Annotated in this window: 22 protein-coding genes and 1 pseudogene; 14 read left to right on the top strand and 9 right to left on the bottom strand. The window is 74.1% G+C overall.

Going from position 1 to position 26,041, the window contains the following annotated elements; genetic code table 11:
- Together ABT106_RS21565 and ABT106_RS21560 are read right to left on the bottom strand one after the other, a co-directional pair.
- Nucleotides 1-975: aldo/keto reductase (locus ABT106_RS21565; RefSeq protein WP_351279718.1), on the bottom strand; the 975-nt coding region annotated here is incomplete at its 3' end.
- A 190-nt stretch (nt 976-1,165) separates the two neighbouring features.
- Nucleotides 1,166-1,465 (bottom strand): annotated as a pseudogene (locus ABT106_RS21560) (UBP-type zinc finger domain-containing protein); the annotation flags it as partial.
- Nucleotides 1,466-1,592: 127 nt separating this feature from the next.
- On the opposite strand from ABT106_RS21560, the gene ABT106_RS21555 reads away from it, so the two are divergent.
- The 5 genes from ABT106_RS21555 to ABT106_RS21535 all read left to right on the top strand — a co-directional run bounded on the left by ABT106_RS21555 (nt 1,593) and on the right by ABT106_RS21535 (nt 7,597).
- Nucleotides 1,593-2,543 (top strand): ArsR/SmtB family transcription factor, encoded by a 951-nt coding sequence (locus ABT106_RS21555; RefSeq protein ID WP_351279726.1) that lies wholly within the window; start codon nt 1,593-1,595, stop codon nt 2,541-2,543.
- Nucleotides 2,544-2,645: 102 nt separating this feature from the next.
- A complete protein-coding gene (locus ABT106_RS21550) occupies nt 2,646-3,467 on the top strand; it encodes a transglutaminase domain-containing protein (protein WP_351279716.1) in 822 nt (273 codons plus the stop codon).
- Nucleotides 3,468-3,626: 159 nt separating this feature from the next.
- Nucleotides 3,627-4,856 carry a DUF418 domain-containing protein gene (locus ABT106_RS21545; RefSeq protein WP_351279713.1) on the top strand — a complete coding sequence of 410 codons (1,230 nt, stop codon included), beginning with the start codon at nt 3,627-3,629 and terminating at the stop codon, nt 4,854-4,856.
- A 109-nt stretch (nt 4,857-4,965) separates the two neighbouring features.
- Complete coding sequence (locus ABT106_RS21540) at nt 4,966-5,190, top strand: hypothetical protein (RefSeq protein WP_267719543.1); 225 nt, start codon at nt 4,966-4,968, stop codon at nt 5,188-5,190.
- A gap of 280 nt (nt 5,191-5,470) precedes the next feature.
- Entirely contained in the window at nt 5,471-7,597 is a 2,127-nt protein-coding gene (locus tag ABT106_RS21535; RefSeq protein ID WP_351279710.1) for a SpoIIE family protein phosphatase, read from the top strand.
- Between the two features lie 46 nt (nt 7,598-7,643).
- Here ABT106_RS21535 and ABT106_RS21530 read toward each other — a convergent pair whose 3' ends face one another.
- Nucleotides 7,644-8,150: a GNAT family N-acetyltransferase gene (locus ABT106_RS21530; RefSeq protein WP_351279707.1), complete on the bottom strand. Its 507-nt coding sequence runs from the start codon at nt 8,148-8,150 to the stop codon at nt 7,644-7,646.
- A 172-nt stretch (nt 8,151-8,322) separates the two neighbouring features.
- Between ABT106_RS21530 and ABT106_RS21525 the strand changes: the two genes are divergently transcribed.
- Nucleotides 8,323-8,748 (top strand): hypothetical protein, encoded by a 426-nt coding sequence (locus ABT106_RS21525; RefSeq protein ID WP_351279704.1) that lies wholly within the window; start codon nt 8,323-8,325, stop codon nt 8,746-8,748.
- A 171-nt stretch (nt 8,749-8,919) separates the two neighbouring features.
- Here ABT106_RS21525 and ABT106_RS21520 read toward each other — a convergent pair whose 3' ends face one another.
- The 3 genes from ABT106_RS21520 to ABT106_RS21510 all read right to left on the bottom strand — a co-directional run bounded on the left by ABT106_RS21520 (nt 8,920) and on the right by ABT106_RS21510 (nt 12,394).
- Nucleotides 8,920-10,296 carry a chloride channel protein gene (locus tag ABT106_RS21520; protein WP_351279701.1) on the bottom strand — a complete coding sequence of 459 codons (1,377 nt, stop codon included), beginning with the start codon at nt 10,294-10,296 and terminating at the stop codon, nt 8,920-8,922.
- Between the two features lie 115 nt (nt 10,297-10,411).
- Nucleotides 10,412-10,990 carry a potassium channel family protein gene (locus ABT106_RS21515; protein WP_351279698.1) on the bottom strand — a complete coding sequence of 193 codons (579 nt, stop codon included), beginning with the start codon at nt 10,988-10,990 and terminating at the stop codon, nt 10,412-10,414.
- A gap of 108 nt (nt 10,991-11,098) precedes the next feature.
- Nucleotides 11,099-12,394, bottom strand: coding sequence for a DUF2254 family protein (locus tag ABT106_RS21510; RefSeq protein WP_351279696.1), 1,296 nt, complete (start codon nt 12,392-12,394; stop codon nt 11,099-11,101).
- A 151-nt stretch (nt 12,395-12,545) separates the two neighbouring features.
- Between ABT106_RS21510 and ABT106_RS21505 the strand changes: the two genes are divergently transcribed.
- A complete protein-coding gene (locus ABT106_RS21505) occupies nt 12,546-13,205 on the top strand; it encodes a DUF2278 family protein (protein WP_351279693.1) in 660 nt (219 codons plus the stop codon).
- A 236-nt stretch (nt 13,206-13,441) separates the two neighbouring features.
- Here the strand turns inward: ABT106_RS21505 and ABT106_RS21500 are convergent, their stop codons facing one another.
- Both ABT106_RS21500 and ABT106_RS21495 read right to left on the bottom strand, forming a co-directional pair.
- Complete coding sequence (locus tag ABT106_RS21500; RefSeq protein WP_351279687.1) at nt 13,442-13,993, bottom strand: MepB family protein; 552 nt, start codon at nt 13,991-13,993, stop codon at nt 13,442-13,444.
- Between the two features lie 38 nt (nt 13,994-14,031).
- Nucleotides 14,032-15,096 (bottom strand): alkene reductase, encoded by a 1,065-nt coding sequence (locus ABT106_RS21495; protein ID WP_351279684.1) that lies wholly within the window; start codon nt 15,094-15,096, stop codon nt 14,032-14,034.
- A gap of 204 nt (nt 15,097-15,300) precedes the next feature.
- Between ABT106_RS21495 and ABT106_RS21490 the strand changes: the two genes are divergently transcribed.
- Both ABT106_RS21490 and ABT106_RS21485 read left to right on the top strand, forming a co-directional pair.
- Complete coding sequence (locus ABT106_RS21490; RefSeq protein ID WP_351279681.1) at nt 15,301-15,843, top strand: MarR family winged helix-turn-helix transcriptional regulator; 543 nt, start codon at nt 15,301-15,303, stop codon at nt 15,841-15,843.
- 124 nt (nt 15,844-15,967) lie between these two features.
- Nucleotides 15,968-16,789, top strand: a complete 822-nt coding sequence (locus tag ABT106_RS21485; RefSeq protein ID WP_351279678.1) for a hypothetical protein — start codon at nt 15,968-15,970, stop codon at nt 16,787-16,789.
- Nucleotides 16,790-16,874: 85 nt separating this feature from the next.
- Here ABT106_RS21485 and ABT106_RS21480 read toward each other — a convergent pair whose 3' ends face one another.
- On the bottom strand, nt 16,875-18,317 hold the full coding sequence (locus tag ABT106_RS21480) for a carotenoid oxygenase family protein (RefSeq protein WP_351279676.1): 1,443 nt from the start codon (nt 18,315-18,317) through the stop codon (nt 16,875-16,877).
- Nucleotides 18,318-18,525: 208 nt separating this feature from the next.
- On the opposite strand from ABT106_RS21480, the gene ABT106_RS21475 reads away from it, so the two are divergent.
- The 5 genes from ABT106_RS21475 to ABT106_RS21455 all read left to right on the top strand — a co-directional run bounded on the left by ABT106_RS21475 (nt 18,526) and on the right by ABT106_RS21455 (nt 25,951).
- Entirely contained in the window at nt 18,526-20,010 is a 1,485-nt protein-coding gene (locus tag ABT106_RS21475; RefSeq protein ID WP_351279674.1) for an aldehyde dehydrogenase family protein, read from the top strand.
- 15 nt (nt 20,011-20,025) lie between these two features.
- A complete protein-coding gene (locus tag ABT106_RS21470; protein WP_351279672.1) occupies nt 20,026-21,612 on the top strand; it encodes a GMC family oxidoreductase in 1,587 nt (528 codons plus the stop codon).
- A 47-nt stretch (nt 21,613-21,659) separates the two neighbouring features.
- On the top strand, nt 21,660-22,745 hold the full coding sequence (locus tag ABT106_RS21465; protein WP_351279723.1) for a quaternary amine ABC transporter ATP-binding protein: 1,086 nt from the start codon (nt 21,660-21,662) through the stop codon (nt 22,743-22,745).
- Nucleotides 22,746-22,797: 52 nt separating this feature from the next.
- Nucleotides 22,798-24,945, top strand: a complete 2,148-nt coding sequence (locus ABT106_RS21460; protein ID WP_351279669.1) for an ABC transporter permease subunit — start codon at nt 22,798-22,800, stop codon at nt 24,943-24,945.
- 124 nt (nt 24,946-25,069) lie between these two features.
- Complete coding sequence (locus ABT106_RS21455; RefSeq protein ID WP_351279721.1) at nt 25,070-25,951, top strand: ABC transporter substrate-binding protein; 882 nt, start codon at nt 25,070-25,072, stop codon at nt 25,949-25,951.
- Nucleotides 25,952-26,041: the final 90 nt, after the last annotated feature.

Raw genomic sequence — 26,041 nt, 5'->3', positions numbered from 1 at the left:
GCCTCGCCGGCGTTTGAGGTGCGGGTTCGGGGCGGAGCCCCGGGATACCCGCCACCCACCCGCACCCCAGGGGACGGAGGGGGCCACATCCAGCCCCGCCGGCGTGAGGCGCAGCGCGCCCGCGGCCACGTTGGCGGCGAGGTGGTCCGGGTCGCCGGTGCCGGGGATCGCCAGTACGTGCGGCCCGCGCGCGAGCGTCCAGGCCAGCCGGACCTGGGCCGGGCTCGCCCCGTGGGCGCGGGCGACGGCGAGCACCTCGGCGCTGTCGGTTCCGCCCGCGCCCGCCGTACGGCCCGAGCCGGCGATCGAGTAGAACGGGACGAAGGCGATGCCCTGCTCGCCGCAGCGGTCGACGAACGCGTCCTGCTCGGCGGTCGCGCCGATGCCGTACTGGTTCTGCACGCACACCACGGGCGCGATGGCGAGGGCCTCGGCCAGGTGGACGGGCCGCACGTTGGAGATGCCGAGGTGGCGGATGAGGCCCGCCTCGCGGAGATCGGCCAGGGCGCCGAAGCGCTCGGAGATCGAGCCGGTGCCCACGATGCGCAGGTTCACCACGTCGAGGTGGTCGCGCCCCAGCTGGCGCAGGTTCTCCTCCACCTGGCCGCGCAGCCGCCGTGGGGTGGCGTGGTCGAGCCACTCGCCCGAGGGGTAGCGGCCCGGTCCGACCTTCGTGGTGATGACGAGGTCGTCCGGGTAGGGGGCCAGTGCCCGGTTGATCAGTTCGTTGGCGGAGCGCAGCGGGGAGAAGTAGAAGGCGGCGGTGTCGATGTGGTTCACGCCGAGCTCGACCGCCCGGCGCAGTACGGCTGTCGCCCGCCCCCGGTCGCGGTCGTGGCCGCGGGCGGCGGCCCCCTCCGCGAACGCCTCGCCGGTCTGGGCGAGGCGCATCGCACCGAAGCCGAGCCGGTTGACCCGGAGGTCGCCCAGCTGCCAGGTACCCGCCGATGATGCCGTGATGATCTCTGAGGTCATGGCCGAATGATCGGCACGCGGCGGTGGGGGCGGCCATCTATTAAGACCTGGCTGAATGCGGGGCCGCCGGGAACCGCGGGACCGGCGACTCGGGGCCGGGTCAGGACGCCGTGCCGCTCGTACCCCCTGCCTCGCCGGAACCGGGCCGTCCGGACGCACCCGGGCCGCCGGCGCCGGGAGCGTCCGGCCGGAGGAACACGTGGTCCTCGTAGCACCAGGCCCATTCCTCACCGGGCTCGGCCGAGCGGGCGACCGCGTGGCCGGTGCGCTCGGCGTGGGACCAGGCGTGCTTGCCGCGGGAGCTGTCGCAGCAGCCGGTGTGTCCACAGGTCAGGCAGGTGCGCAGATGGACCCACCGCTGTCCCGCGGCCAGGCACTGCGCACAGCCCGGGGGCCGGGCCCCGCTGCTCCCGGGCCCCGCCTGGTCCAGGTGGGCGCACTGTCCGCCCTCGGGCCTTCCCGCGTCGTACGCCACCGTCCAGCGCTGCATTCGATCTCCTTCGTGACCGCAGTATCCTTCCCCGGGAAGTGTGCCGAAGGGTCCGCCGGGACGGGGTGGCCGGGATGGGGTGGGCGTCCTGATCGAGCTGGGGTTCTCGGCGGGTGACCTGGCGCAGATGCGGTTCGCCGTCTCGCCGATGTGGGAGGTCGTGGCCGGCTTCCGGCTGCTCGTACGGTCGGGTACCGCGCATCCCGTGCACCGTCCGTGGGCCGTACAGGTGGCGCCGCGGGTGGCGGCCGCCGGACTGGACCGGGGCTGGCTCGCCGAGCTGATCCCGGCCTCGGGCTACCTTCCGCACTTCCTCAACCCGGCCCCCGCCGGACCGGCCCCCGCCCTCGCGGACGAACTGTCCGCCCTGCGCGCCGCCCCCGCCGACGTGGTGCGCCGCGAACTCGACCACCTCCGGTACCACCAGGGCGGCCGGGGCACCCGGCTGCGGGCCCTGTACGCCGACCCGCCGGCCCGGCTGGACCGGGTCGCGGAGGAGATCGAGACCTACTGGGAACTGGCCCTCGCCCCGTACTGGGCACGGATCAGGGCCGTGCTCGACGCCGACGTCTTCCACCGGGCCCGTCAGGTGGCCGAGCACGGCGCGGGGCACGTCTTCAACAGCCTGCACACCGCGCTGAGCTGGGAGGGCAACGCGCTGCGACTGGTCCACCGTACGCGCCCGTTGTCCCGGAAGACGGCGGGCGCGGGACTGCTGCTGAGTCCCTCGGTCTTCCTCGGGCCGGGCCTGCTGACCCGGATGACGCCACCGGATCCGCCGCAACTGGCCTATCCGGCCAGGGGGTCGGGCTCGCTGTGGGAGTCCCGGCCGGTCACCGCGAGCGCGGCCGTCGCCGCGGTCCTCGGCCGCTCGCGGACCCTGCTGCTGACCGAACTGGAGAGCCCGGCCTCCACCACGGAGCTGGCGGGCCGTACGGGGATCTCCGCGCCGGGCGTGTCCCAGCACCTGACGGCGCTGCGCGGCGCGGGCCTGGTCACCGCCCACCGGGCGGGCCGTTCGGTGCTGTACGCCCGTACCGCCGTCGCGGAATCCCTCCTCACCGCCCCCTCCTCCTGAGCCGCCGGCGGGCGGGACGGCACCCCCGTAGTTGAACGCGTTCAGGCGGTCTGTCAGGATGCGTGCGACCACCCGAGGGGTGGCAGGACGAAAGGACCCGCCATGACCAGCTCGCTTCTCAGGCCGCGCGGCCGTACGCGTACGCGCCCGGCCGACGGGGGAGCGGCGGCGGCAGGCAGCTGCGCGCCGACGCGGATACTCGACTGGCGGGACTCCCGGGTCGGCACGCTGCTCCGCGATCTCGGCGTGCACGCGCCCGGCGGCGCCCCGGCCGCGGACGCCGCCGCCGGCCCCGCCCGGCAACTGGAGGAGCTGCGCCGGGCCCACCGCTGGATCTCCACCGCCGTACGCCCGGTGTACTCGGTCCAGGACGAGCGCCCCGTCTCGGAGGTGCTGCGCCGGGGCCGCGGTTCGTGCAGCCAGCGGCTGGCCGTACTGGAGTCGGTCGCGCGGGCTTCCGGGGTGCCCACGCGAGTGCGCGGCCTGCTGGTGGACGGGGCGTTCTGGTATCCGCGGTTCCCCCGCCTGCGGCCGTTCGTACCGGACCAGGTGCTGCTGGCGTGGCCGGAGTTCCGCATCGACGGGCTGTCGCCCGCCGACCACCCCACCGCCCCCTGGCTGACCACCTCGGAGCTCTTCGGGGACCTGCACGCGCTGAGCGCGGCCTCCGGCGGCGGCTTCACCAACGCCGGCCCGGAGACCCTCTTCGAGGCCCTGTCCCGCACGGCCATCGACTGGGACGGAACCACCGCCTGCCCGGCCCGCGGATCCGGGGCCGCGTGCGACCTCTCGGCCCACGTCCTGGCCGACCTCGGTCACTTCGACGCGCGCGACGAGCTCTTCGCCCGGCACGGCCAGACCCTCTGCCGGACGGCCCGCCTGGTGGCCGAACCCTTCCTGGGCCGACGCGCGGCCGGCGCGTAGCCGACGGCCCGGACCCGCCACCGCGGGACGCGGCTCCGGAGCCGGGGGCCGGCGGAGCCACCGGGCGACACGTGATCAATTACGGTAGGACGGCGGGCCCGGACCGGGGCCCCGGCCGGGGGCGGCGCTCCGGGCACCAGGACCACTTGGGGGGAAGCGGTGGCCGTAACGGCTTCGCACGTACAACGGGCCCAGCCGCGCATATCCGAGCTCGACGCCCTGCGCGGCTTCGCACTCCTGGGCATCCTGCTGGTCAACGCCCTGATGATGGCAGGCCCGTACGCCCTGGGGAGCATCGACAACCCGGACGCCACCCTCGTCGACCGGACCGTCGAGGGGGTCGTCCAGACCTTCGTCGTCGGCAAGTTCTACCTCATGTTCTCGTTCCTCTTCGGCTACAGCTTCTCCCTCCAGCTGACCTCGGCCGACCGCGACGGCGAGCGGCCGGTGCCGCGTCTGCTGCGCCGTTCCCTCGGCCTGTTCGTGCTCGGAGCCCTGCACGCCGTCCTGCTGTTCAGCGGGGACATCCTCATGACGTACGCGGTGCTCGGCCTGATCCTGATCGCCGTGCGCGGCTGTTCGCCCCAGGCGGCGCTCCTGGCCGCGAAGATCGTGTACGGCTGCGTCGGCGGGCTCCTGCTCCTCGTGGGGCTGGCCTCCCTGTTCCTTTCGGCCGCGGAGGCCGCCGACCTCGACGCCGAGCTGGCCGCCGGTTTCCCCGACCTGATCGCCGGCTACCGCGGCGACGCCGCGGCCGTCGTACGGGCCAACCTCGACCAGCTCCCCGAAGCGCTGCTGGCCGTGCCGGTGATGGGCGGTCTCGTCGTCGCGGCCTTCCTGACCGGCCTGCGCTGCGGCAAGGTGCACTTCCTCGGGGACCGGGCGGACCACGGTGCCCGGCTGCGGCGCATCTGCCTGCTCGGCGTCGCCGCGGGACTGCCCGGCAGCCTGTTCATGGCCCTGGCCACCAGCGGTCCGCTCGGGCCCCGGTGGGCGGTGCTCGGCCAGATGGTGGGGACGGTCACGGCGCCCGCCCTCACGGCCGCGTACGTCTGCGGAATGCTCCTCCTCATGCGGACGGCGCGCGGCGCGCGGGTGATGGCCGTCCTCGCGCCCGCCGGCCGGATGGCCCTCACGAACTACCTGAGCCAGTCCCTGGTCATGGCCCTCGTCTTCACCGGCTATGGCCTCGCCCGGTACGGCCACCTCGGCCCGGCCGTCGTCGTCCTCGGGGCACTGGTCCTGTACGGCGCCCAACTCGCGCTCAGCGCCCGGTTGATGGCGCGATACCGGTACGGCCCGGTGGAGTGGCTGCTCCGGACGGTGACACTGGCGCGACTCCCCGGCGCCCCCGCCGGCGACCGCGGCCGGGCGGAGGACGCGCACTGACGCGCGGCCGCCGCCGGCGCCCCGGCCCGTACCGGTGGGGCGCCGGGGTGGCTGAGCCATCCAGATCCGCCGGGATGCGCGCACCGCGCCCGCCCGGCAGCCTTGCTGCATGCCCGACCGTACGCACGTCACCATCCACCCCCTGCTGGCCAAGGGCGGCCGTCCGGTCACCGTGCACGCCCACGGTGTCGACGAGCGGCTCGGCATCGCGTCCGGAGTCGGCGACGTCGTCGAGTTCCTCCGCCGCATCGGCCTGGAGGACGGTGCCGAACTGATCGCCCGCGAGGACCCGCGGATCAGCTGGATCGGCGGCGGCCCCACCGAATGGGCCTGACGGCGCGGCCCTGACCTCCGCCCCCTCACCTCCGCCCGCACCGGATACGGGCCGGGGGTGGGCGGCGGCGGGAGCGGTACGGGACCGGCTACCGGGCAGTAGCGGACGGCAGGCCGACCGCACCGGGGCTTTGCGCTGGTCAGAGCGAGGGTGGGTAACCGGGGCGGGCGCCCGGACGGCTGTGGCGCCGGTTCCGGGGGACGATGGAAGCCGGCCGTGCGCCGCGGCCCGCACCAGGCAGGTCCGGCTCCGGGCCGGAAGCCGGAAGGGAGTGCCCGTGATGGCTGAGACCGGCGGGTTCGAGCCCGGCGGCACCGGGCCCCCCGAAGCCGTCCGCGCCACGGAGGCCGTGGAGGCCCGGATCTCCCCGCCGAGCGGGCTGCTCGACGTACTGAACGTGGCCGCGATCGTCCTCGACTCGCAGGGCCGGATCGCCCTCTGGAGCCCCCAGGCCGAGCAGTTGTTCGGATGGTCCGCGCGCGAGGCCCTGGGCCGGCCCGCGGCCCAGCTGCTGGCCGCCCCCGAGCACCTGGACCTGGTACTGGAGCTCTTCGCCCGCGTCATGGGCGGCGCGGGGGACTGGGCCGGGGCGTTCCCGGTCCGGCACAAGGCGGGCGGAAGCCACCTGGTGGAGTTCCGCAACATGCGGCTCCTGGACGAACACGGGGACTTCTACGCCCTCGGCATCGCCACCGACCGGGCCCGGCTGCGCCACCTGGAGCGGGACCTCGCCCTCTCCGCCCGCCTCGTCGCGCAGTCCCCGATCGGCCTCGCGGTCCTGGACACGGACCTGCGCTACGTCCTGGTCAACCCGATGCTGGAGCGCATCAACGGACTGCCCGCCTCCCAGCACATCGGCCGCGGCGTGCGCGAGGCCCTGTCCTTCCTCGACGACGCCGGCGCGGTCGAGGCGGCGATGCGCCAGGTCCTGGCCACGGGCACCCCGCTGGTCGAACAGTTCACCGCGGGCCACACCCACGAGGACCAGCACCACGAACACGCCTGGTCGGTGTCGTACTACCGGCTGGAGGACGCGGGCGGGCGGGTCCTGGGCCTGGCCACCTCGATCGTCGACGTGACCCAGAGCCATCTGGCGGCCAAGGAGATCGCCCGCAGCCGCCGCCGCCTCGCGCAGATCGCGGACGCCACCGTCCGCATCGGCACCACCCTCGACCTCGACCAGACGGCCCGCGAGCTGGCCGACGTCGTCGTCCCCGACCTCGCGGACATCGCCGCCGTCGACATCCTCGACTCCGTCCTCGACGGCCGCCCCAGCCTGAAGTCCTCCGACCAGGAGCCCGCGGTGTTCCGGGCCCTGGCCGTGGCCGCCGCCTACCCCAGCGAGGCCGTGCGCGCCGCCGACCCCCCGGGCGACATCGCCCGCTACGAGGCGGACCGCCTCGTCACCCGGTCCGTGACGACCGGCCACCCGGTCCTCGTGGCCCACGTGCACGCCCGCGACATCTCCCGCATCGCCCGCGACGACGACGCCGCCGCCATGCTGACCCGGGCCGGACTGCGCTCCTACCTGGCCGTACCGCTCATCGCCCGCGGCGAGGTCCTCGGCGCCCTCGACCTCAAACGCACTCGCAACCCCCTGCCCTTCGACGACGACGACATCGTGCTCGCCGGCGAACTCGCCGCGCGGGCCGCCGTCTGCATCGACAACGCCCGCTGGTACCGCAACGCCCACCACACCGCACTCGCCCTGCAACGTCACCTCCTCCCGCACCACCCGCCCGACACGGCCGGTCTGGAAGTCGCCTACCGCTACCAGCCCGCCGCCGCCACGAGCGAGATCGGCGGCGACTGGTTCGACGCCATCCCCCAGGCCGGCGGTACCACCGCGCTCGTCGTCGGCGACGTCATGGGCAGCGGCATCAACGCCGCCGCCAGCATGGGCCAGCTCCGCACCGCCACCCGCACCCTCGCGGAACTGGGCCTGGACCCCACCCAGGTGCTGCGGCAGCTGGACCGCACCACCGCGGCCCTCGAAGAGACCATCGCCACCTGCGTCTACGCCGTGTACGACCCGCACCGCGCCGAGTGCCGCATCTCCGTCGCCGGGCACCTGCCGCCGGTCTTCCTCCGCCCCGGCGAGACTCCGCGCCTGCTCGAACTGCCCACCGGCGCCCCGCTGGGTGTCGGCGGCATCCCCTTCGAGGCCACCACCGTCAGCATGCGCCCCCAGGACCAGCTGGTCCTGTACACCGACGGACTGGTCGAGACCCGCGACCAGCCCATCGACGAACGGCTCGCCCTCCTCCTGGACCTCCTCGCCGACGCGGACCGGCCGCTGGAGGAGACCTGCGACCTGCTCCTCGAATCACTGCGCCGCCCGGACGACCACGACGACGTCGCCCTCGTCATCGCCCGGGCGAAGCCGTGGCCGCCCGGACGGGAGTGAGGGTCACCGGCCGCCCGCTCCCTGCGGTCCGGACGAGCCGCGGTCCTTACGGGGCCGGATCGGCCGTCCGCTCCCGGAGGTCGCGGGTGAAGCGGCGGCCCGGGCGGTCGTCCACCAGGAGTTCGCCCGCGGGGAGGAATCCCGTACGGGCCAGGACGGCGAGCGAACCGGTGTTGTCGAGGGTCGTGACCGCCCGAAGCGCCGTCAGACCGTACTCGGTGGCGGCCAGGTGGCAGGTCTCGCGGACGGCGGCCGTGGCCAGGCCCCGCCCGGCGGCCCGTTGTGCGATCCGGTAGCCGAGTTCGGCCTCGCCGTCCGCCGCGTCGACCAGGTTGACCCGGCCCACGATCTCGCCGGCGTCATCCGCCAGTACGTGGAAGAAGTCCCGCCCGGCGGCCTGCTCGGCCAGCAGGGCGCGGTGCCGCGCCTCGAAGCCGGAGAAGTAGGGGTCACCGCGGTCGGGCACGGACGCGGCGAAGTAGGCCCGGTTCCGGAGCTCGAACGCCAGCAGGGCCGGGGCGTGGTCGGGGCGCAGGAGTTCCAGTCGGGGCACGCCGCGATCCTATCCGCGACCGGTGGCGGCGGCGGGCCCGCGCGCTGGCCCGGCGTGACTCCGAATGGTGAGGGAGCGGATGCGGAACGTATTTTTGTGTGCGTATTTTGGCATATGTGTCGATAGCTCTCGCTCGCCCGCTCCCGCTCCTGTCCCGTTGAGGAAGGCCCCCATGAAGCGATTCGCCCTGATCGGTGCCGTCTGCGTCACCGCGATGTTCGGTCTCACCGCGTGCTCGGACGACAGCACACCCGCCGAGGAAGCCACGGAGGCCGCGGCCGACGTGTGCACCGACCTGTCGGAGCTCAAGGCCGACAACGCCAAGCTGAAGGCCCTGGACCCGGCCAACGCCACGAAGGACCAGGTCAAGGATGCCTACGACGCCGTCCAGGAGGACTGGGCGAACGTCAAGGACAACCTGGGCAAGCTGAAGGACGCGGAGCGCGCCGCCGTCAAGTCCGCGGCGGAGGACCTCAAGAAGGGCTACGAGGACCTGCCGGGCGACACGACCGGCCAGAACGCGCTCACCCAGCTGCAGCCGCAGATCCAGAAGCTCGACGAGTCCGCCACGGCGGCCGCCGCCGGTCTGCGGTGCTGACGGGCTGACCTCGCGGCGGGCTGACCTGCCGGCGGGCTGACCGCCACCCGTCCCCGAGTGCGCGGCGAACGCACGGTGCGTACGCTCCCGGCCGCCCCCGGCCGGGGGCGGCGCGCGGGGTGTCGACGCATGTGCCGTCCACCCCCCGCCCCGGCCGGCCGGGGCTCCGGGTCAGTGCGCCGTCCGCCGCCCGGGCGGAAGCAGCTCGGAGACGACGAAGGCGACCACCGCGGACAGGATCACGACGGGCATCATGGCGGAGCTGCCGAGCAGCAGGACCACGAGCACCACGCTGCTCACCGGCAGCCGCAGCACGGTCGCGGAGGCCGCGGCCATGCCCGCCGCCATCGCCGGCACGACCCCCAGCCCCGGCAGGGGCGCGAGGAGCACGCCCGCCGCGGCTCCGAGGAACAGGGCGGGGAACACCGGACCGCCGCGCAGGCTGCCCAGGCACAGCGCGTAGGCCGCTCCCTTGAACAGCAGCACGGCGATCAGCGCGCCGACGCCCCAGGCGTGCGGATCGCCGGCCATCGCGGCCATCGCCGCCTGGCCGGACGAGGCGACCTCGACGGGGGAGCGGCCGGTGGCCAGCGCGTACCCGGCGGCGCAGACCGCGGCGCCCAGGGCGCACAGCACGGTCCGCACGAGGGGCCGCGCCGCGACGTACCCGCCGAGCGCCCGCGCCCCGACCAGCAGGGGGTGCAGCACGAGGGCGAGCGCGACGGCGATCAGCACCGCCCAGGCCACGTCCGGAACGTCCAGGCGGGGGAACGGCCCGGGCAGGTGCAGGGACAGGTTCCCCGTGGACAGGCCCGTCCAGCGGCCGAGGCCCGTGAACACCAGGGAGCCGACTCCGCTGGACAGCAGGGCGGGAAGCATGACCGCGAACAGCCGCGGCCCGCCCACGCCCGCCACCTCCATCAGCAGCACGGCCGCGATCAGGGGGTTGCCGAAGATGGCGGCGATGGCCGCGGCGGCTCCGGCCGCGCCCAGGAGCGCGGTGCTCTGCGGGGTCGCGGGCGCCTGCGCGAGATCCCGGAACAGCAGGGCCAGACCGCCGCCCAGGGCGATCAGCGGAGCCTCCGGCCCCAGTACGGCGCCGAACGGCAGCGAGGCCAGCGCCGCGAGCACCACCCCGGGCAGCGCGAACGACGAGGCGCCGCCCGTGCTCAGACCGGACGCGGGCACGTGGCCGCCCGCTCCGCGCAGGTGCGTGACGACCAGGCCGACCCCGGCTCCGGCGACGAGCAGAAGGGGGAGCGGCCACCACCACGGCGGGATGTCCCAGCCCAGCGCCGCGGGAAGGTCCGCCCACAGAACGCCCTCCAGCTCGTGCAGCGCGACGAGGAACCAGAAGGCGGCGAGGGACACCGGTATGCCGATGAGGGCGCAGAGCAGGAGCACCTTCAGGTACCCGGGAGTGTGGAGCAGGTGCCGCAGCAGTTCCGCCTCCTGCGGACCGTTCTCGTCCGCGTCCCGGGCCGTCCCGCCTCCGGGCGGCGCGGGCCCCTCGTCGGGCGGCTCGGACCGGGGACGCGGCTCCGTCATGATTCCCTCCTTCGCACTCTCTCGATGGTCCACCCGGGCGACGCGCTCCGCCGCCGGGGAAGCCGTGGCCGGGGCGGGCCCGGCCGGAGCGGCCCGGACGCCATCTCCTGATCTCCTAGAGCTCGTCGTCCGGCCCCGGATCGGCCGTTCCGCGCCTCCGCATCCCGATCCGGACCGCGCCGAACAGGGCTTTGGCGATCACGCCCACCACGAACAGGTCAGCGATCATCTGCGCCGTGGTCAGCGCGCGGGCGGTCTCCGTCGTGGGCGCGATGTCCCCGAAGCCGACGGTCGCGAACACGGTGACGGTGAAGTACAGCGCGTCCGTCCGGTTCAGGGACTCCGTGAACGACTGGGGAACCTCCTGCGCCAGCAGGAAGTACGACGCGGAGAAGAGCACGAGGAACAGCGGCACCGCGGTGGCCAGCGCCTCCAGCGCGCGCAGCCGCGGATACGGCGCATGGGTGATGGCGGTGGTCTGCCAGGCGACCACGCCCCCGAAGAGGATCAGGCCGAGTACCAGCAGGGTGACGGTGGAGACGGTGAACCCGCTGTCCATGGGGATCAGGTAGTACAGGCCGGTGAGCAGGACGACCGAGGCCGCAGAGCGGAGCAGGTGCCCCATCAGCACGCGGGTGCGCATCCTGGGGGTCCGGCCGGCGCGGTCCCGCCGCCCGGACGCGTCGCGGTCCATGGGATCAGGAGACGGGGGCGGAGCGCGTTCCGCGACCGGAGCGCGTCCGGCGGGGACCTGGCCGTTCCGTTCCCGCGCCCGGACGGGAGGCCCGGTGCCGTGACGGCCTCACCGGGAGCCGCCGTGCCCGTATCCGCCCTCGGGCGCCGTCCAGACGAGCGGATACCGCTCCTCGCCGGTCCGCTCGACCCACCGCAGCCGGTCGCGCACGACACCGCGCCGGCTCTCGGGAGCCCGTTCCGCCAGCCCGCGCAGCAGGTCGCGCATCCGGCGCAGGGCCATCGGGGAGCCCGCGGCGGCGAAGACCACGTCGTCGACGGAGGTCCGGACGAACTGCTCCCAGCCGGGCACCGGGATCGTCACCCGCAACCGGCCCGCGTCGTCGTGGAAGCGGCCGATGTCGAGCTCGCGTCCGGCGAGGCGGGTCAGCAGGTCCTCCACACGGTCCAGGGCGTCCACGGCCGTCGCCGGATCGTTGACGGCCGAGGAGAGGGCCCGCAGCGCGATGTCGGAGAGAAGTCTGAACGCAAGCTCCGGGTCCTGGTCGAAGGTCCGCTCGACGCCGGTCACCAGTGCGCCGCGCAGCCGCTCCTCGGAGAGCCCGCCGGCCGACACACCGGCGAGTTCGGCGCCCCGGGACAGGGACGTGCCCGGGCCGACCCGGAACGCGATCGTGCAGTCGTGCTCCCGCGCCGCGCCGACGAGTGCGGGGACGTCGAACTGCTGGAGCACCGCCGCCGCCCCCGACCAGCGGACCGAGGTGGCCCCGGTGGCCCCGGTGGCCCCGGCCGGCCCCGGGGGCGGGTCCCCGACGGCTCCGGCCGGGTCGTACGGCCGTACGTACAACCCGTCGAACAGCAAGTGCGCGCGGGTGGCGATGGCGCTCAGCGAGTGGCCGAGCTGGATCGAGTCGAACGCCTTCATCTGCAGCGTCCGCATCAAGGCGATGGCGACCAGCGCGAGCACCATGGCGGCGACGGGGATGAACGCCGAAACGCCCGGGCCCACGCCGATCGTCAGCCCGGAGGTGACGCAGAAGACGAAGACCCCGACGGTGAAGGCGAACGCGCGCCAGACGATCGGCTCGTCGCGGAACAGCCCGAGGCGCGGGGTGAAGGTGCTCGCGGAGAACTGCACGACCAGGAACAGCATCGAATAGATGATGCTCACCAGGCTGATGACGCCGAACCCGATGGTGAAGAGGAGCGACACCACCAGTCCGGCTTCCACCTGGGGTCCCACCGCGACCATGGGGGCCAGCAGCCCCAGCAGTAGTCCGGCGATCGCGCAGACGAGCTGGGACAGACCCCTGCGCATCGCGCGCGTCGGCCGGCGGAACGCCGCGCCGCCACGGCGCCGCAGCCGTGTCCCCGGACGGACCGGGCCGTCAGCCGAACCGGACATCCGGCCTCCTCCGTGGTTCCGATGCGCGGGCCCCGATGAGGATGCAACCACGGCGGGGCCGGGACCGGGCGGTGAAATGCCGTGTGTACGCGATTCCATCGCCGCCGGTCGGGCCGGCGCGCGGCGGCCGAGCCGGTGGTTGACTGGGGGCATGCCGCTCGACGCCTACGGGGTGCTGTCAGGGACGCTGCACCGCCACTTCCGGGACCGGCCCGACACCCAGGGGCGGTGGTTCCACGTCAACCTCGAGGTCGACGCGCCCGCCGGCAGGTACCGGTGCGCCGTGGACGTGGACAGCGCCGAGTCCGCGACCGGGATCCAGTGGAAGGTGTTCACCCTGGCCCCCTCGGTACTCGAACCCGTGCCCGCCCTCGCCGCCGGGTACCACGACCTCTCCACCAGCTCCGGTTCGGGAGCCCTCGACCACCTGCGCCACCCGGCCCTCGTGGACCGGCCGGGACGCCTGTTCGTACGCCGCCCCCGGGCCTGGCCGCGCCGGCTCCTGGACCGCCTGAACCCGCCCCGGCCGTGGGTCTCGGGGTCCCACCTCGACGCCGCCGACGCGCTGGAGCCCCTGCTCGTGCCCGGCCGGCCGGTCCTGGTGTTCGGCGAACCCTTCGACCACGGCCTCGGCCTGCACAACATCCACCAGAACCAGGGCGACCCGTACGGCAGCAGGTGGTGGGCGGAGAACGGCGTCTGGCAGGACGGGGCCACCCTCATCCGCCGCGCCGACGGGTGGTACGACGTCTTCCTGAGCAGGTTCTCCGGCCAGGCGGACCGGACGGACGCCGACGGGCACCCGGCCTGACCTCCGCCACTCCGGGCCGGCTCCGACCCGACGCGCTCCGACTCGCCGCGCTCCGACCCGACGCGCTCCGGGGCGGTCGTGACCGTGCCGGCGCAACCGCTGGCCGCCGGAACCGGTCGCGCACCGCGGGGAGCCCTGGTCGAACGGGAGAGCCGCGCGTGGGCACCCATGCCGGCGTTCGCGTGACCGGCCGCCCCCGGCCCCCACGACGCGGCGGGCCGCTGCCCGCGGGCGGGTTACGGGTGGTAGAGCGCCCGGGCGCGGGCCGCGTCGACCGGGCCGTCCCCGGGGAGGTGGAGGAAGTACGCGACCTGCCACGCCTGGGCCCGGGCGGCCTGGCGGTTGCCGGCGGTCACCCACGGCGGATAGACCCGGAAGCCCCGCTTGCCGCCGGCGCCCCCGACCGAGACGACGCCCTCGCGGCGGAGGGCGTCCTCGGGGAAGACGAACTGTCCGGCGTGGCCGTTCTCGCGGGTGGAGATGACGAAGAGGTCGACGGCGTCGGTGTCGGCGAAGGGCCGGATGGGGCCGTCCTGGGACCTCTGCCACACCGTGACGAACTGGCCGGCCTTCCTGGGCGTGGAACGGGCGGCCCGGAACCGGACGGCAAGGCCGTCCACGGTGAACGCGTGGGCGGCGTAGTCGGCGCTCTCGGCCTCGGGGACCGGCCGCGAGCAGGCGAAGCCGCACGGGTCGTAGACGCGTGCCTTCGCGAGGCCCAGGTCCTCGTGCGGCGCGATGGCGCCGGACCGCGTGGCCGGGCCGGACGAGTGGGGGAGCGTACTCATCCGGCCACGTTGTCACGCGGGTCTGACATCGGTCCGGCTCAGCGGGAGGGGTAGTCCGTGTACCCGCGGGCGTCGCCCCCGAAGAACGTGGCCGGGTCCGGGGTGTTGTAGGGGCCCTCGGTGCGCAGGCGGTCCGGGAGGTCCGGGTTGGCCAGGAAGAGGGCGCCGAAGGCGAGCAGGTCGGCGGTGCCGTCCTCGATCAGGGTGAGGGCGCGGTGGTCCGTGGGGCCCTCGGTCGCCGGGTTCAGCACGAGCGGGCCGTCGAACTGCTTGCGCAGCGCGAGCGTGGTCTCGCGGACCTCGGGTCCGTGCTCCGTGACGTGGAGGTAGGCCAGGCCGATCCCGTTGATCTCCTTGACCAGCGCCTCGTAGACGGGCCGCGGGTCGGGTTCGGAGATGTCGTTGTACGCGTTCCCGGGGGAGACGCGCAGGCCCGTGCGTTCGGCGCCGATCGCGGCGGCGACCGCCTTGACCACCTCCACCGCGAAGCGGACGCGGTTCTCGGTCGTGCCGCCCCACTCGTCGGTGCGCCGGTTCGTGCCCGGGGCCAGGAACTGGTGGATCAGGTAGCCGTTGGCCCCGTGCAGCTCGACGCCGTCGAAGCCCGCCTCGACCGCGTTGCGGGCGGCCTGGGCGAAGTCGGCGATGGTCGCCCGTACCTCGGCTCCGGTCAGCTCGTGCGGGGTCACGAAGTCCTTCATGCCCTCGCCCGTGAACAACTGGCCCTGGGCGGCGACCGCCGAGGGAGCCACCGGGATCAGGCCGTCGGGCAGCAGCGAGGGGTGGCCGATCCGGCCCGCGTGCATCAGCTGGGCGAAGATCCGGCCGCCGGCCGCGTGCACGGAGTCGGTGACCTCGCGCCACGCCGCGATCTGCTCGGCGCTGTGCAGGCCGGGGGTGAAGGGGTATCCCTGTCCGACCACGGAGGGCTGGACGCCCTCGGTGATGATCAGCCCCGCCGAGGCGCGCTGGGTGTAGTACTCGGTGACGAGGGCGTTGGCGACGCCGCCCGCACCCGCGCGGCTGCGGGTCATGGGGGCCACGGCGATTCGGTTGGAGAGGATGCCGCCGGCGATGCGCACCGGTTCGAAAGCGCTGGTCATATCCGCCTCATAAAGTTAGTTGGTCGGCCAATCTTTGACTCTGGAATGCAGCGTACCTCATTGCTTGGCCGACCAAGGTAAAATTTACGGAGTGGGTAAAATCCAGACACGAAGGCCCGGACGCCCGCCCGCCCGCATACCGGGAGGCGCGTGCGCACGTGCCGGACCCGTCCCGCCGGACCCGACGAAGGAGGAGCGCCGCCCATGACCGCGGAAGCCGCTCAGGAACCGCGCACCACCCCGGAGTGCCCCGGGACGCCCAGCGCCGTACTGGACGGGCCGGTGAGCCACGCCATCAGCCGGGTCTCCCGGCTCCACCGGATCGCGGCGGGCCGGGTCCTGCGGGACCTGGGACTGCACCCGGGGCAGGAGTTCGTGATGATGCAGCTCTGGGACAGCGGCGCCGTGCGCCAGTCCGAGCTGATCAAAGCCGTCGGCCTGGACCCCTCCACGGTGACCAAGATGCTCCAGCGCCTCGAACACTCCGGCCACGTGCGCCGCCGCCCCGACCCCGCCGACCGGCGCGCCTCCCTGGTCGAGGCGACGGACACCAGCTGCGGGCTCCTGGCCGAGGTCCGCAGGGCCTGGGGCGAGCTGGAACGCCAGACCCTGGACGGCCTGGACGCGTCCGAACGCACCGAACTGGCCCGGCTGCTGGGCAAGGTGGAGGCCACCTTGTGCGCGGAGGTCGCCCGGGACGGCGCCACGGAGTGCGACGTCGCCGGCACGGGGCCGGGCGCCTGCTGAAGGGCGTCGTCACGGCCGTCCCGTCCGCCCCCCCGGGCGCCCGCGGCCGCCCGCCTGGCGTGCGCAGCCGGGCGGCGTACGTTGGGATGAGGACTGCGGGGGAGGCGGCAGAAAGGTCGGGCCCATGGTGAAGGCGGCCGTTTCCCCTCTGCGCGAAAGGGTGGCGGGACTCCTCGACAGCCCCTTCGTCGGGATGTCCCCCTGGATCGTGTTCTCGCTCCTGGTGGGTCCGGGACGCTTCGAGTGGGCGGTCGGGGCGGCGCTGCTGATCTCGCTCGCGCTCGTCGTCGGGAGCCGCCTGGCGGGACACGGCGGATCCGTGAAGATCCTCGAGGTCGCGGACCTCGTGTTCTTCGCGGTCATGGCGGTCATCGGCCTCGTCGCGAGCGCGGGCACCCACCAGTGGCTCGAGACCTACGCCGGAGAGATCTCCAACATCGCGCTGACGCTCATCGCCTTCGGCTCGATGGCCGTCGGCATGCCCTTCACCATCCAGTACGCCCGGGAGCAGGTCGATCCGGCCTTCTGGAAAACGCCCGCCTTCCTGCGGACCAACTACATCATCACCGGGGTGTGGGGGCTCGCCTTCCTGGTGGCGGCCATCGCCGGGGCCTACGGCGACCTGGTCCTGCGCAACCCCAACAACATCTGGACGGGATGGATCATCCAGATCCTGGCCATCGTCGCCGCCCTGCGCTTCACGGTCTGGTACCCCGACGTCGCCCGCGCCCGGGCCCGCGGCGGCGACCACCCGGTCCCGCCCCTGTCCGACCTGCTCCTCCCGCTGGCGGGCATGCTCGTCCCGGTGGGGATCGCCGTCCTCGTGTTCGACGGCCACCTGTGGTGGCTCGGCGTCGCCCTCGTCGTCGTCGGCGGCTGGCTGAGCAGGCTCCTCAAGCGGCAGGGCGACCAGGCCGCCCCCGCCGGCGGCGGCACGTCCGCCTGACCCGCGCCCGCACGGCACCCGCCCCCCGGCGCGGCGGCAGCGGCACCGCCCCTCCCCGGGGCGGCGGACCGCGCCCGGCGCCCGGTCATTCCTCCGTCGGCAGCCAGGCGCCGTGCAGGCCCAGCGGCACCCGGACCGGGATCCGCACCCGTGCCACCGGCCCCGACGCGGGGTCCTGCGCCGACAGGACGAGCAGCCAGCTGGTGGCCTCCGCACGGTCCGTCGCGAACGTCAGCCAGTAGCCCCGGCCTCCGTCCCCCGGGCCGCTGCCCGCGGCCGGCGCGAACACCGGCTCGCCGACCGACAGGTCCCCGGCCCGCCACTCCTGGAAGCCGCCGCCCGGGGAGTGGGTGTCGTACCAGCGGATGGCGTCGTATTCCGCGGCCGGCAGGTCGAGCGTGCCGGTCTCGGCCGCCACGGCCACCTGGCCGTGCCGCCGGCCGATGAGCCGGTCGTCCACCCGCGGGAACTCCACGGAGGCGTCGTCGAGCAGGGTCCGGCGCACCGTCGCGGCCGCCGGGTCGATGACGGCGCGGGCCAGGCCGCCGGGGTTCGGGCCACCGCCCGGGCCCAGGCTCAGGTGGTCCCACTGCACGTACTCCAGGACGACCCGGCCGCTGCCGCTGCCGTCCGCGGGCCCGGCGTCGTACGCGTTCACCGTGTGCCACAGCCAGAACGCCTCGTCCGTCACCCAGCGCACCGGCCCGCCGTCGCGCGGGATCAGCGCCATCCGCGTACCCCGTTCGGGCCGCCAGGAGATCAGCGAGCCGCCGCGCATCGCGCCGGCGATGTCGAAGAACGCCGGCGCCAGGACGAGCACCAGGAAACGGCCGGTCAGAGCCATGTCGTGAATCATCATCGGTTCGTCCACCCCGGCGACCGGGGTGGGACCGCGGCGGACCGCGCCGTCCGGGCCGAGGAGCGACCAGGTCAGGAAGGGCTCCTCCAGCGCGTAGCAGAAGACGGCCATCTCGCCGGTGACGGGATCGGTCTTCGGGTGGGCGGTGATCCCGGCGGGCAGCGCCCCGCCGAACGTCTCCTTGCCCAGCGTCTCCAGCTCCGGTGACATCCGGAACGGGCACCCGGACTCGGCCAGCGCCAGCAGCCGCCCGCCGTGGCGGACGACGTTGATGTCCGGCAGGTCCCTGAAGGTGCCCGCGAGAGCCGGTCCCACCGCCGCCGCGTCCGGCGTGATCAACGACTCCAGGCCGCCCCACAGCGCCCGGCCCGCCGCTTCCTCGGCGAGGACCGCGGGCGTGCGCACGAACCGGTTCCGGTAACGGGCCGAGCCCTCGGAGATCCACACGCCGTGCAGCATCCCGTCGCCGTCGATCGGGTACAGGTACGAGCCGATCGGGCTGAACCGCGGATTGGGCCCGTTGCGCAGGTACAGCCCGTCCAGATCGGCCGGCAGCTCACCGGTCACCCGTAGGTCCACCTCGTCGACCTCCTCGGTCACCGGGGCGTACCGCCCGGAGAGGTGGGCGACACGGGTGGGGTCGAAGGTCCGTGCGGCCTGCGTGGTCATGACTGCCTCCCGGTGCGCACCCGGCGGGAAGGCACCCGCCCCGGCGCCACATCCCAGTCAAACCCCGCCACCGGCCAGGGGCAACGCGGAGTGACTCCGATCACTTCAAGTGACGGATGGGACATGGTTTCGGGGGAAGAGGGCACACGCGACAGGTGCAAGATCACCGCGGGTAGGCCGCGGTGCGGAACCGGAGGTACAGCGCGTCGTGTCGGAGCAGAAGACGATTCACATCGCCGGAAAGTGGCGTTCAGCGGTCTCAGGAGCGACCAGGGAGGTACTCGACCCGGTCGACGCCACCGTGCTCGCGGTGGTTTCCGAGGGCGCCACCGCGGACACCGACGCGGCCGTCAGCGCCGCGCGCGCGGCCTTCGACGGCGGCGAATGGCCCGCCACGCCCGTCGCGGAGCGCGCCGAGCTGCTGCGCCGCACCGCCGACCTCCTCCAGCGCGACCGCGAGCGCATCGGACTGCTGGAGAGCCTGGACGCCGGCAAGACCCTCGAAGAGGGCCGCGTCGACGTGGACTGCGTCGGCGCCGCCTTCCGCTACTTCGCCGACCTCGTCACCGGCGAGAGCGCCGGGCGCGTGGTCGACGCCGGCTCCCCGGACATCCACAGCGTGGTCGTCCACGAGCCCGTCGGCGTGTGCGCCCTGATCACCCCCTGGAACTACCCGCTGCTCCAGGCCAGCTGGAAGATCGCCCCGGCCCTCGCCGCGGGCAACACCTTCGTCCTCAAGCCGAGCGAGATCACCCCGCTGACCACGGCCGCGCTCATCGAGCTGCTCGTCGAGGCCGGACTCCCCGCCGGCGTCGCGAACCTGGTCACCGGCCCCGGCGACCCGGTCGGCGCCCGCCTCGCCGCCCACCCCGACGTCGACCTCGTCTCCTTCACCGGCGGCCTCACCAGCGGCACGAAGGTCATGCGTGCCGCCGCCGACTCCGTCAAGAAGGTGGCCCTCGAACTCGGCGGAAAGAACCCCAACGTCGTCTTCGCCGACGCCTGCGCCACCGAGGAGGGCTTCGACACGGCCGTCGACCAGGCCCTGAACGCCGCGTTCATCCACAGCGGCCAGGTCTGCTCGGCCGGATCCCGGCTCATCGTCGAGGAGTCGCTGCGCGAACGCTTCGTCGCCGAGCTGGCCCGGCGCGCCGACCTCATCCGGCTCGGCCGCGGCACCGACCCGGGCGTCGAGTGCGGTCCGCTGGTCTCCGCCGGCCAGCTCGCGCGGACCGAGGAGTACGTGGCCTCCGCCCTCTCCGAGGGCGCCGTGCTGCGCGCCGGCGGCGAACGGCCCGACGGCCCCGGCTACTTCTACCGGCCGACCGTCCTCGACGGCTGCCACCGCCTGATGCGCGTCGTACGGGAAGAGGTCTTCGGCCCGGTCCTCACCGTCGAGACCTTCCGCACCGAGGACGAGGCCGTCGCGCTCGCCAACGACACCGAGTACGGGCTCGCCGGCGCGGTGTGGACCGCCGACCAGGGACGGGCCCGCCGCGTGGCCGGCCGGCTGCGCCACGGCACCGTCTGGATCAACGACTTCCACCCCTACCTGCCGCAGGCCGAGTGGGGCGGCTTCGGAAAGTCCGGCATCGGCCGCGAACTCGGGCCGGCGGGCCTGGCCGAGTACCGCGAGGCCAAGCACGTGTACCAGAACCTCGCCCCGCGCCCCGTGCGCTGGTTCGCGGGCTGACGGGAGAGGACCCACATGACCACGAACACCCCCACGACCCCCACCCCCACGACCGCCGTTCCCCGCGACGCCGGGGCCACGGAGCAGGAGTACGACTACGTCGTCGTCGGCGGCGGAACGGCCGGCTCGGTCATAGCCTCCCGCCTCACCGAGGACCCGGACGTCACGGTCGCCGTCATCGAGGGCGGCCCCAGCGACGTCGACCGCCCCGACGTGCTGACGCTGCGCCGCTGGATGGGCCTGCTCGGCGGCGAGCTCGACTACGACTACCCCACCACCGAGCAGCCGCGCGGCAACTCCAACATCCGCCACAGCCGGGCCCGTGTGCTCGGCGGGTGCTCCTCGCACAACACCCTCATCGCGTTCAAGCCGCTGCCGTCCGACTGGGACGAGTGGTCCGCCGCGGGCGCCGAGGGGTGGCACGCGGCCGCCATGGACCGGTACTTCGACCGGCTCCTGAACAACATCGTTCCCGTCGGCGAGGACGACCGCAACGCCATCGCCCGCGACTTCGTGGACGCGGCGCGGACCGCGCTGGGCGTACCGCTCGTCGAGGGCTTCAACCGCAAGCCCTTCCACGAGGGCGCCGGCTTCTTCGACCTGGCCTACCACCCGGAGACCAACAAGCGCTCGTCCGCCTCGGTGGCGTACCTGCACCCGGTGATGGACGCCCGGCCGAACCTGCGGCTGCTGCTGGAGACCTGGGCGTACCGCCTGGAGCTGGACGGCACCCGGGCGCGCGGCGTGCGCGTACGGTCCGCGGACGGTACGGAGTCGCTGATCAGCGCCCGTCGCGAGGTGCTGGTGTGCGCCGGCGCCGTCGACACGCCGCGCCTGCTGCTGCACTCCGGCATCGGACCGCGCGGAGCCCTTGAGGCGCTGGGCATCCCCGTCGTCCACGACCTGCCCGGAGTGGGGGAGAACCTCCTCGACCACCCGGAGTCGGTCATCGTCTGGGAGACGGACGGTCCGATCCCGGAGAACTCGGCGATGGACAGCGACGCGGGACTCTTCGTCCGCCGCGACCCCGAATCACCGGGTCCCGACCTGATGTTCCACTTCTACCAGATCCCCTTCACCGACAACCCCGAGCGCCTCGGCTACGAACGTCCCGCGCACGGAGTCTCGTTGACGCCGAACATCCCCAAGCCCCGCAGCCGCGGCCGCCTCTACCTGACGAGCCCGGACCCGGAGGTCAAGCCCGCCCTGGACTTCCGCTACTTCACGGACGAGGACGACTACGACGGCCGCACCCTGGTCGACGGCATCAAACTGGCCCGCGAGATCGCCGCGGCCGAGCCCCTGGCGGGCTGGCTCAAGCGGGAGGTCTGCCCCGGACCGGAGGTCACCAGCGACGAGGCCCTGAGCACGTACGCCCGCTCCGTCGCGCACACCGTCTACCACCCGGCGGGCACCTGCAAGATGGGCGCCGCCGACGACGCCACCGCCGTCGTGGGACCCGACCTCAAGGTCCGCGGCCTCGACGGCATCCGGATCGCGGACGCCTCGGTCTTCCCGACGATGCCCGCGGTCAACCCGATGATCGGAGTACTCATGGTGGGCGAAAAGGCCGCCGAGCTGCTGGGGGGCGAGAGCCGGTGAACGCGATGCCCCACGACGTGAACCAGATGCCCCACGACGTGAACGGGATGACCGGGGAACCGGCCGCGCCCGGGGCCGGCGACACCCCCGTCTTCTCCGTGGGCGGCCTGTGGAAGGTCTTCGGCCCCAAGGCCGCGGCCGCCAAGGTCCCCGGATCGGAGCACGCCGCGCTGCCCCCCGCCGAACTCCGCGAGGCCACCGGCTGCACCGCGGCCGTCCGCGAGGTGAGCTTCGACGTCCGCAAGGGCGAGGTCTTCGTCGTGATGGGCCTCTCCGGCTCCGGCAAGTCCACCCTGGTGCGCTGCCTGACCCGGCTGATCGAGCCGACGGCGGGAACGCTCTCCATCGACGGCGAGGACGTCCTCGCCATGGACGCCGCCCGGCTGCGCGAGCTGCGCCGCCACCGCGCGGCCATGGTCTTCCAGCACTTCGGTCTGCTGCCGCACCGCACCGTCCTCGACAATGTCGCCTACGGCCTGGAGATCCAGGGCGTCAGCCGCGCCGAGCGCCGCGCGAAGGCCGCCGAGATGGTCGCCAAGGTCGGTCTCGACGGTCTGGAGGACCGCCGCCCCGGACAGCTCTCCGGCGGCCAGCAGCAGCGCGTCGGGCTCGCCCGCGCCCTCGCCGCGGACCCCGAAGTCCTGCTGTTCGACGAGCCGTTCAGCGCACTGGACCCGCTCATCCGCCGCGAGATGCAGGACGAGGTCGCCCGGCTGCACCACGACGAGGGCCGCACCATGGTCTTCATCACCCACGACCTCGCCGAGGCGCTGCGCCTCGGCGACCGGATCGCGCTGATGCGCGACGGCCGCATCGTGCAGCTCGGCACCCCCGAGGAGATCGTCGGCTCGCCCGCCGACGACTACGTGCGGGAGTTCGTCCGCGACGTGCCGCGCGAGCAGGTCCTCACCGTACGCAGCGCCATGCGCCCCGCGGGGCCCGGCGAGGCCGACCAGGGCCCGGCCCTCGCCCCCGCCACGACGGTGGTGGAGGCCATCGAGGCGGTCGCCCGCAGCGGCGGCCCCGCCCGGGTCGTCGACCGCGGCCGGTGCCTCGGCATCGTCGACGACGCCGCGCTGCTCGCGGTGGTGGCCGGTCTTCCGGCCCCGTCCGCGCGGGAGGTGGCCGCGTGATACGCCGACCCCCCTGCGCGCTCCGCGTCCCCGGCACGGGCAGGTGGTGCGGATGACCGCCGCCACCCCCTCCGTGCGCGACCCCCGCGACCCGCGCGACTCCGGCCGCCCCCAGGACCCCGGCACCGGCCGCACCCGCCCGGACGCCCGCGACGAAGGCCGCGTCACCTCCGGCCGCCGCGACCCCCGCGACCCCCGCGACTCAAGGCCGGACGCCGACGGGCCCGCCCGCCGCCACGCGTCCCCCGGCCGTCCCGCGGCCGCCCGCCCCACGGCCCTGTTCAGCCACCGCGCCGCCCGCAAGCTCCTGCCGCTCGCCGTCGCCGCGGCGCTGCTGATCCCGCTCGCCCTCGCCTTCCCCGGCGCCGGCAGCTGGCCCGCCCAGCTCGCCGTCGACCTGTCCGGCCCGCTCGGCCGCGCGGGTGACTGGATCATCGACCACCGGGACAGCCACCCGCTGTTCCTGTACTTCTTCGGACACGTCAGCAACGCCGTCGTGATCTGCGTCCGCGCCGTCTACACGGTGCTGCTCGCCGCCGGCTGGCTCGGCGTCACCGCCTTCGCCGGCCTGGTCGCCTGGCGCCTCGCCGGCATCCGCCTCGCCCTGACCTGCGTCGCCGCGTTCGCCGCCTGCGGACTGCTCGGCATGTGGGTGCCGACCATGCAGACCCTCGCCCTGATGGCCGTCGCCGTCACCGCGGCCGTCGCCGTCGGGGCCCTGCTCGGCCTCGCCGCCGGGCTGTCCCCGCGCACCGACCGCGCCCTGCGCCCCGTACTCGACACCATGCAGGTCCTGCCGGCCTTCGCCTACCTGCTCCCGATGGTGCTGGTCTTCGGCATCGGCGTGCCCGCCGCCGTCCTCGCCACCGTCGTCTACGCCGCCCCGCCGATGGCCCGCCTCACCGCGCTCGGCCTGCGCGACGCCGACGCGGGCGTCCTGGAGGCCGCCGCCTCGCTCGGCGCGACCGGACGCCAGCGCCTGTTCAGCGCGCGGCTCCCGCTCGCCCGCCGACAGCTCCTGCTCGGCGTCAACCAGGCGATCATGACCGGGCTGTCCATGGCCGTGATCGCCTCCGTGATCGGGGCCGGCGGCCTAGGCGATCGCGTGTACCAGGCGCTCGCCTCCGTCGACGTGGGCGCGGCCCTCGCCGCCGGCATCCCCATCGTGCTGCTCGCCGTCGTCCTCGACCGCACCGCCGACGCGGCCGGCAACCGGCTCGGCGCCACCCCCGACCCCGCTCGCGAGAAGCACCTGCTGCGCCGGGTGTTCGGCGGCTGGTACGGGCGGCTGCTCACCGTGCTGGCGGCCGTCGCCGCCGCCGTCGCCGGCCGCATCGCCGGCACCTCCCTGTGGCCCGAGTCGTGGACCGTGCCCATCGCCGAGCCGGTGAACCGGGCCGTCGCCTGGATGACCGCCCACCTGTACTCCGGAGTGCCCGTCGTCGGCGGCACCGCCGACTGGTCGGCCCGCTTCACCGGCTGGGTCCTCGACCCGCTGCGCACCGGGCTCCAGGCCGCCCCCTGGTGGACCCTGCTGCTCCTCGCCGGAGCCGTCGCCCTCCTCGTGGGCACCTGGCGGACCGCGCTCACCGCGGTCCTGGCCCTCGCCGCCATCGGCGTGCTCGGAGTCTGGGAACCCTCCCTCGACACGCTCTCGCAGGTCCTGGCCGCCGTCGCCGTCACCCTGGTCCTCGGCTTCGCCATCGCCGTCGGCGCCGCCCGCAGCGCCCGCGCCCAGCGGCTGCTGCGCCCGGTGCTCGACGTCTGCCAGACCATGCCGCAGTTCGTCTACCTCATCCCCGTGGTCGCCCTGTTCGGCGTCGGCCGTGCCCCGGCCGCGGCCGCCGCCGTCGTGTACGCGCTGCCCGCGGTCGTCCGGATCACCACACAGGGCCTCAGCGAGGTGAACCCGGCCGCCATGGAAGCGGCCCGCTCCCTCGGCGCGACCCGCTCACAGCAGCTGTGGCAGGTCCAACTGCCGCTGGCCCGACCGGCGCTGCTCCTCGCCGTCAACCAGGCGGTCGTCCTGGTCCTCGCCGTCGTGATCATCGGCGGCCTGGTCGGCGGTGGCGCGCTCGGCTACGACGTCGTCCTCGGTCTCGCCCAGGGCGACCTGGCCACCGGCCTGGTCGCCGGCGCCGCGATCGTCTGCCTCGGCCTGCTGCTCGACCGCGTCACCCAGCCCGCGAAGGAGGCCTGACATGCCCGCCCGATTCCCGCGCACCGCCCGATCCCCGCGACGCGGCACCCGGCGCCGTCGTCTCGCCGCCGCACTCGCCGCCACGACCGGCCTCGCCGTCCTCAGCGCTTGCGGCGCCGCCGACATGACCCGCCAGTCCTCCCCGTACGCCGCCGCCCAGGGCGCCAAGACCGTCACGCTCTCGGTGCAGTCCTGGGTCGGGGCCCAGGCGAACACCGCCGTGGCCTCCTACCTTCTCGAACACGAGCTGGGGTACCGCGTGGACACCGTCCAGGTGGACGAGGTGCCCGCCTGGGACGCCCTCAGCCAGGGGCGCGTCGACGCCATCCTGGAGGACTGGGGCCACCCCGAGCAGGAGGACCGGTACGTCAAGGGGAAGAAGACCATCACCCCCGGCGGGGACCTCGGCGTGACCGGCCACATCGGCTGGTTCGTGCCGACGTACTTCGCCGAGGAGCACCCCGACGTCACCGACTGGAAGAACCTCGACAAGTACGCCGACCAGCTCCGCACGCCCGAGAGCCGCGGCAAGGGCCAGCTGATGGACGGATCCCCGTCGTACGTCACGAACGACAAGGCCCTGGTGAAGAACCTCGACCTGGACTACGAGGTCGTCTTCGCCGGTTCCGAGGCCGCTCAGATCACCCAGATCAAGCAGTTCGCCAAGGAGCGCAAGCCGTTCCTGACGTACTGGTACACCCCGCAGTGGCTGTTCGAGCGGGTCCCGATGACGGAGGTGAAGCTGCCCGAGTACAAGGAGGGCTGCGACGCCGACCCGGAGAAGGTCGCCTGCGCCTACCCCCACACGCCGCTCCAGAAGTACCTGAACACGCGCTTCTCGGAGTCGGGCGGCCAGGCCGCCGCGTTCCTGAAGAAGTTCCACTGGGGCGTGGAGGAGCAGAACGAGGTGTCCCTGATGATCGCCGAGGAGAAGCTGCCGCCGGAGCAGGCGGCGAAGAAGTGGGTGGAGAACAACCGCGAGGTCTGGGAGCCGTGGGTCCGCTGACCCCGCCCCCTCCGGCGTGATCCGCCGCCCCACCCCGCTCCGCCCCTGCCGGGCACGGCCGAGGCCCCGCACCCGTTCAGGGTGCGGGGC

Origin of the sequence: Streptomyces sp. NPDC002044, assembly GCF_040296725.1 — a bacterium.
GTDB classification, from domain to species: domain Bacteria; phylum Actinomycetota; class Actinomycetes; order Streptomycetales; family Streptomycetaceae; genus Streptomyces; species Streptomyces antarcticus.
Note: the sequence above shows the minus strand (reverse complement) of the source record. Positions and strands in the feature narration are given on the sequence as shown.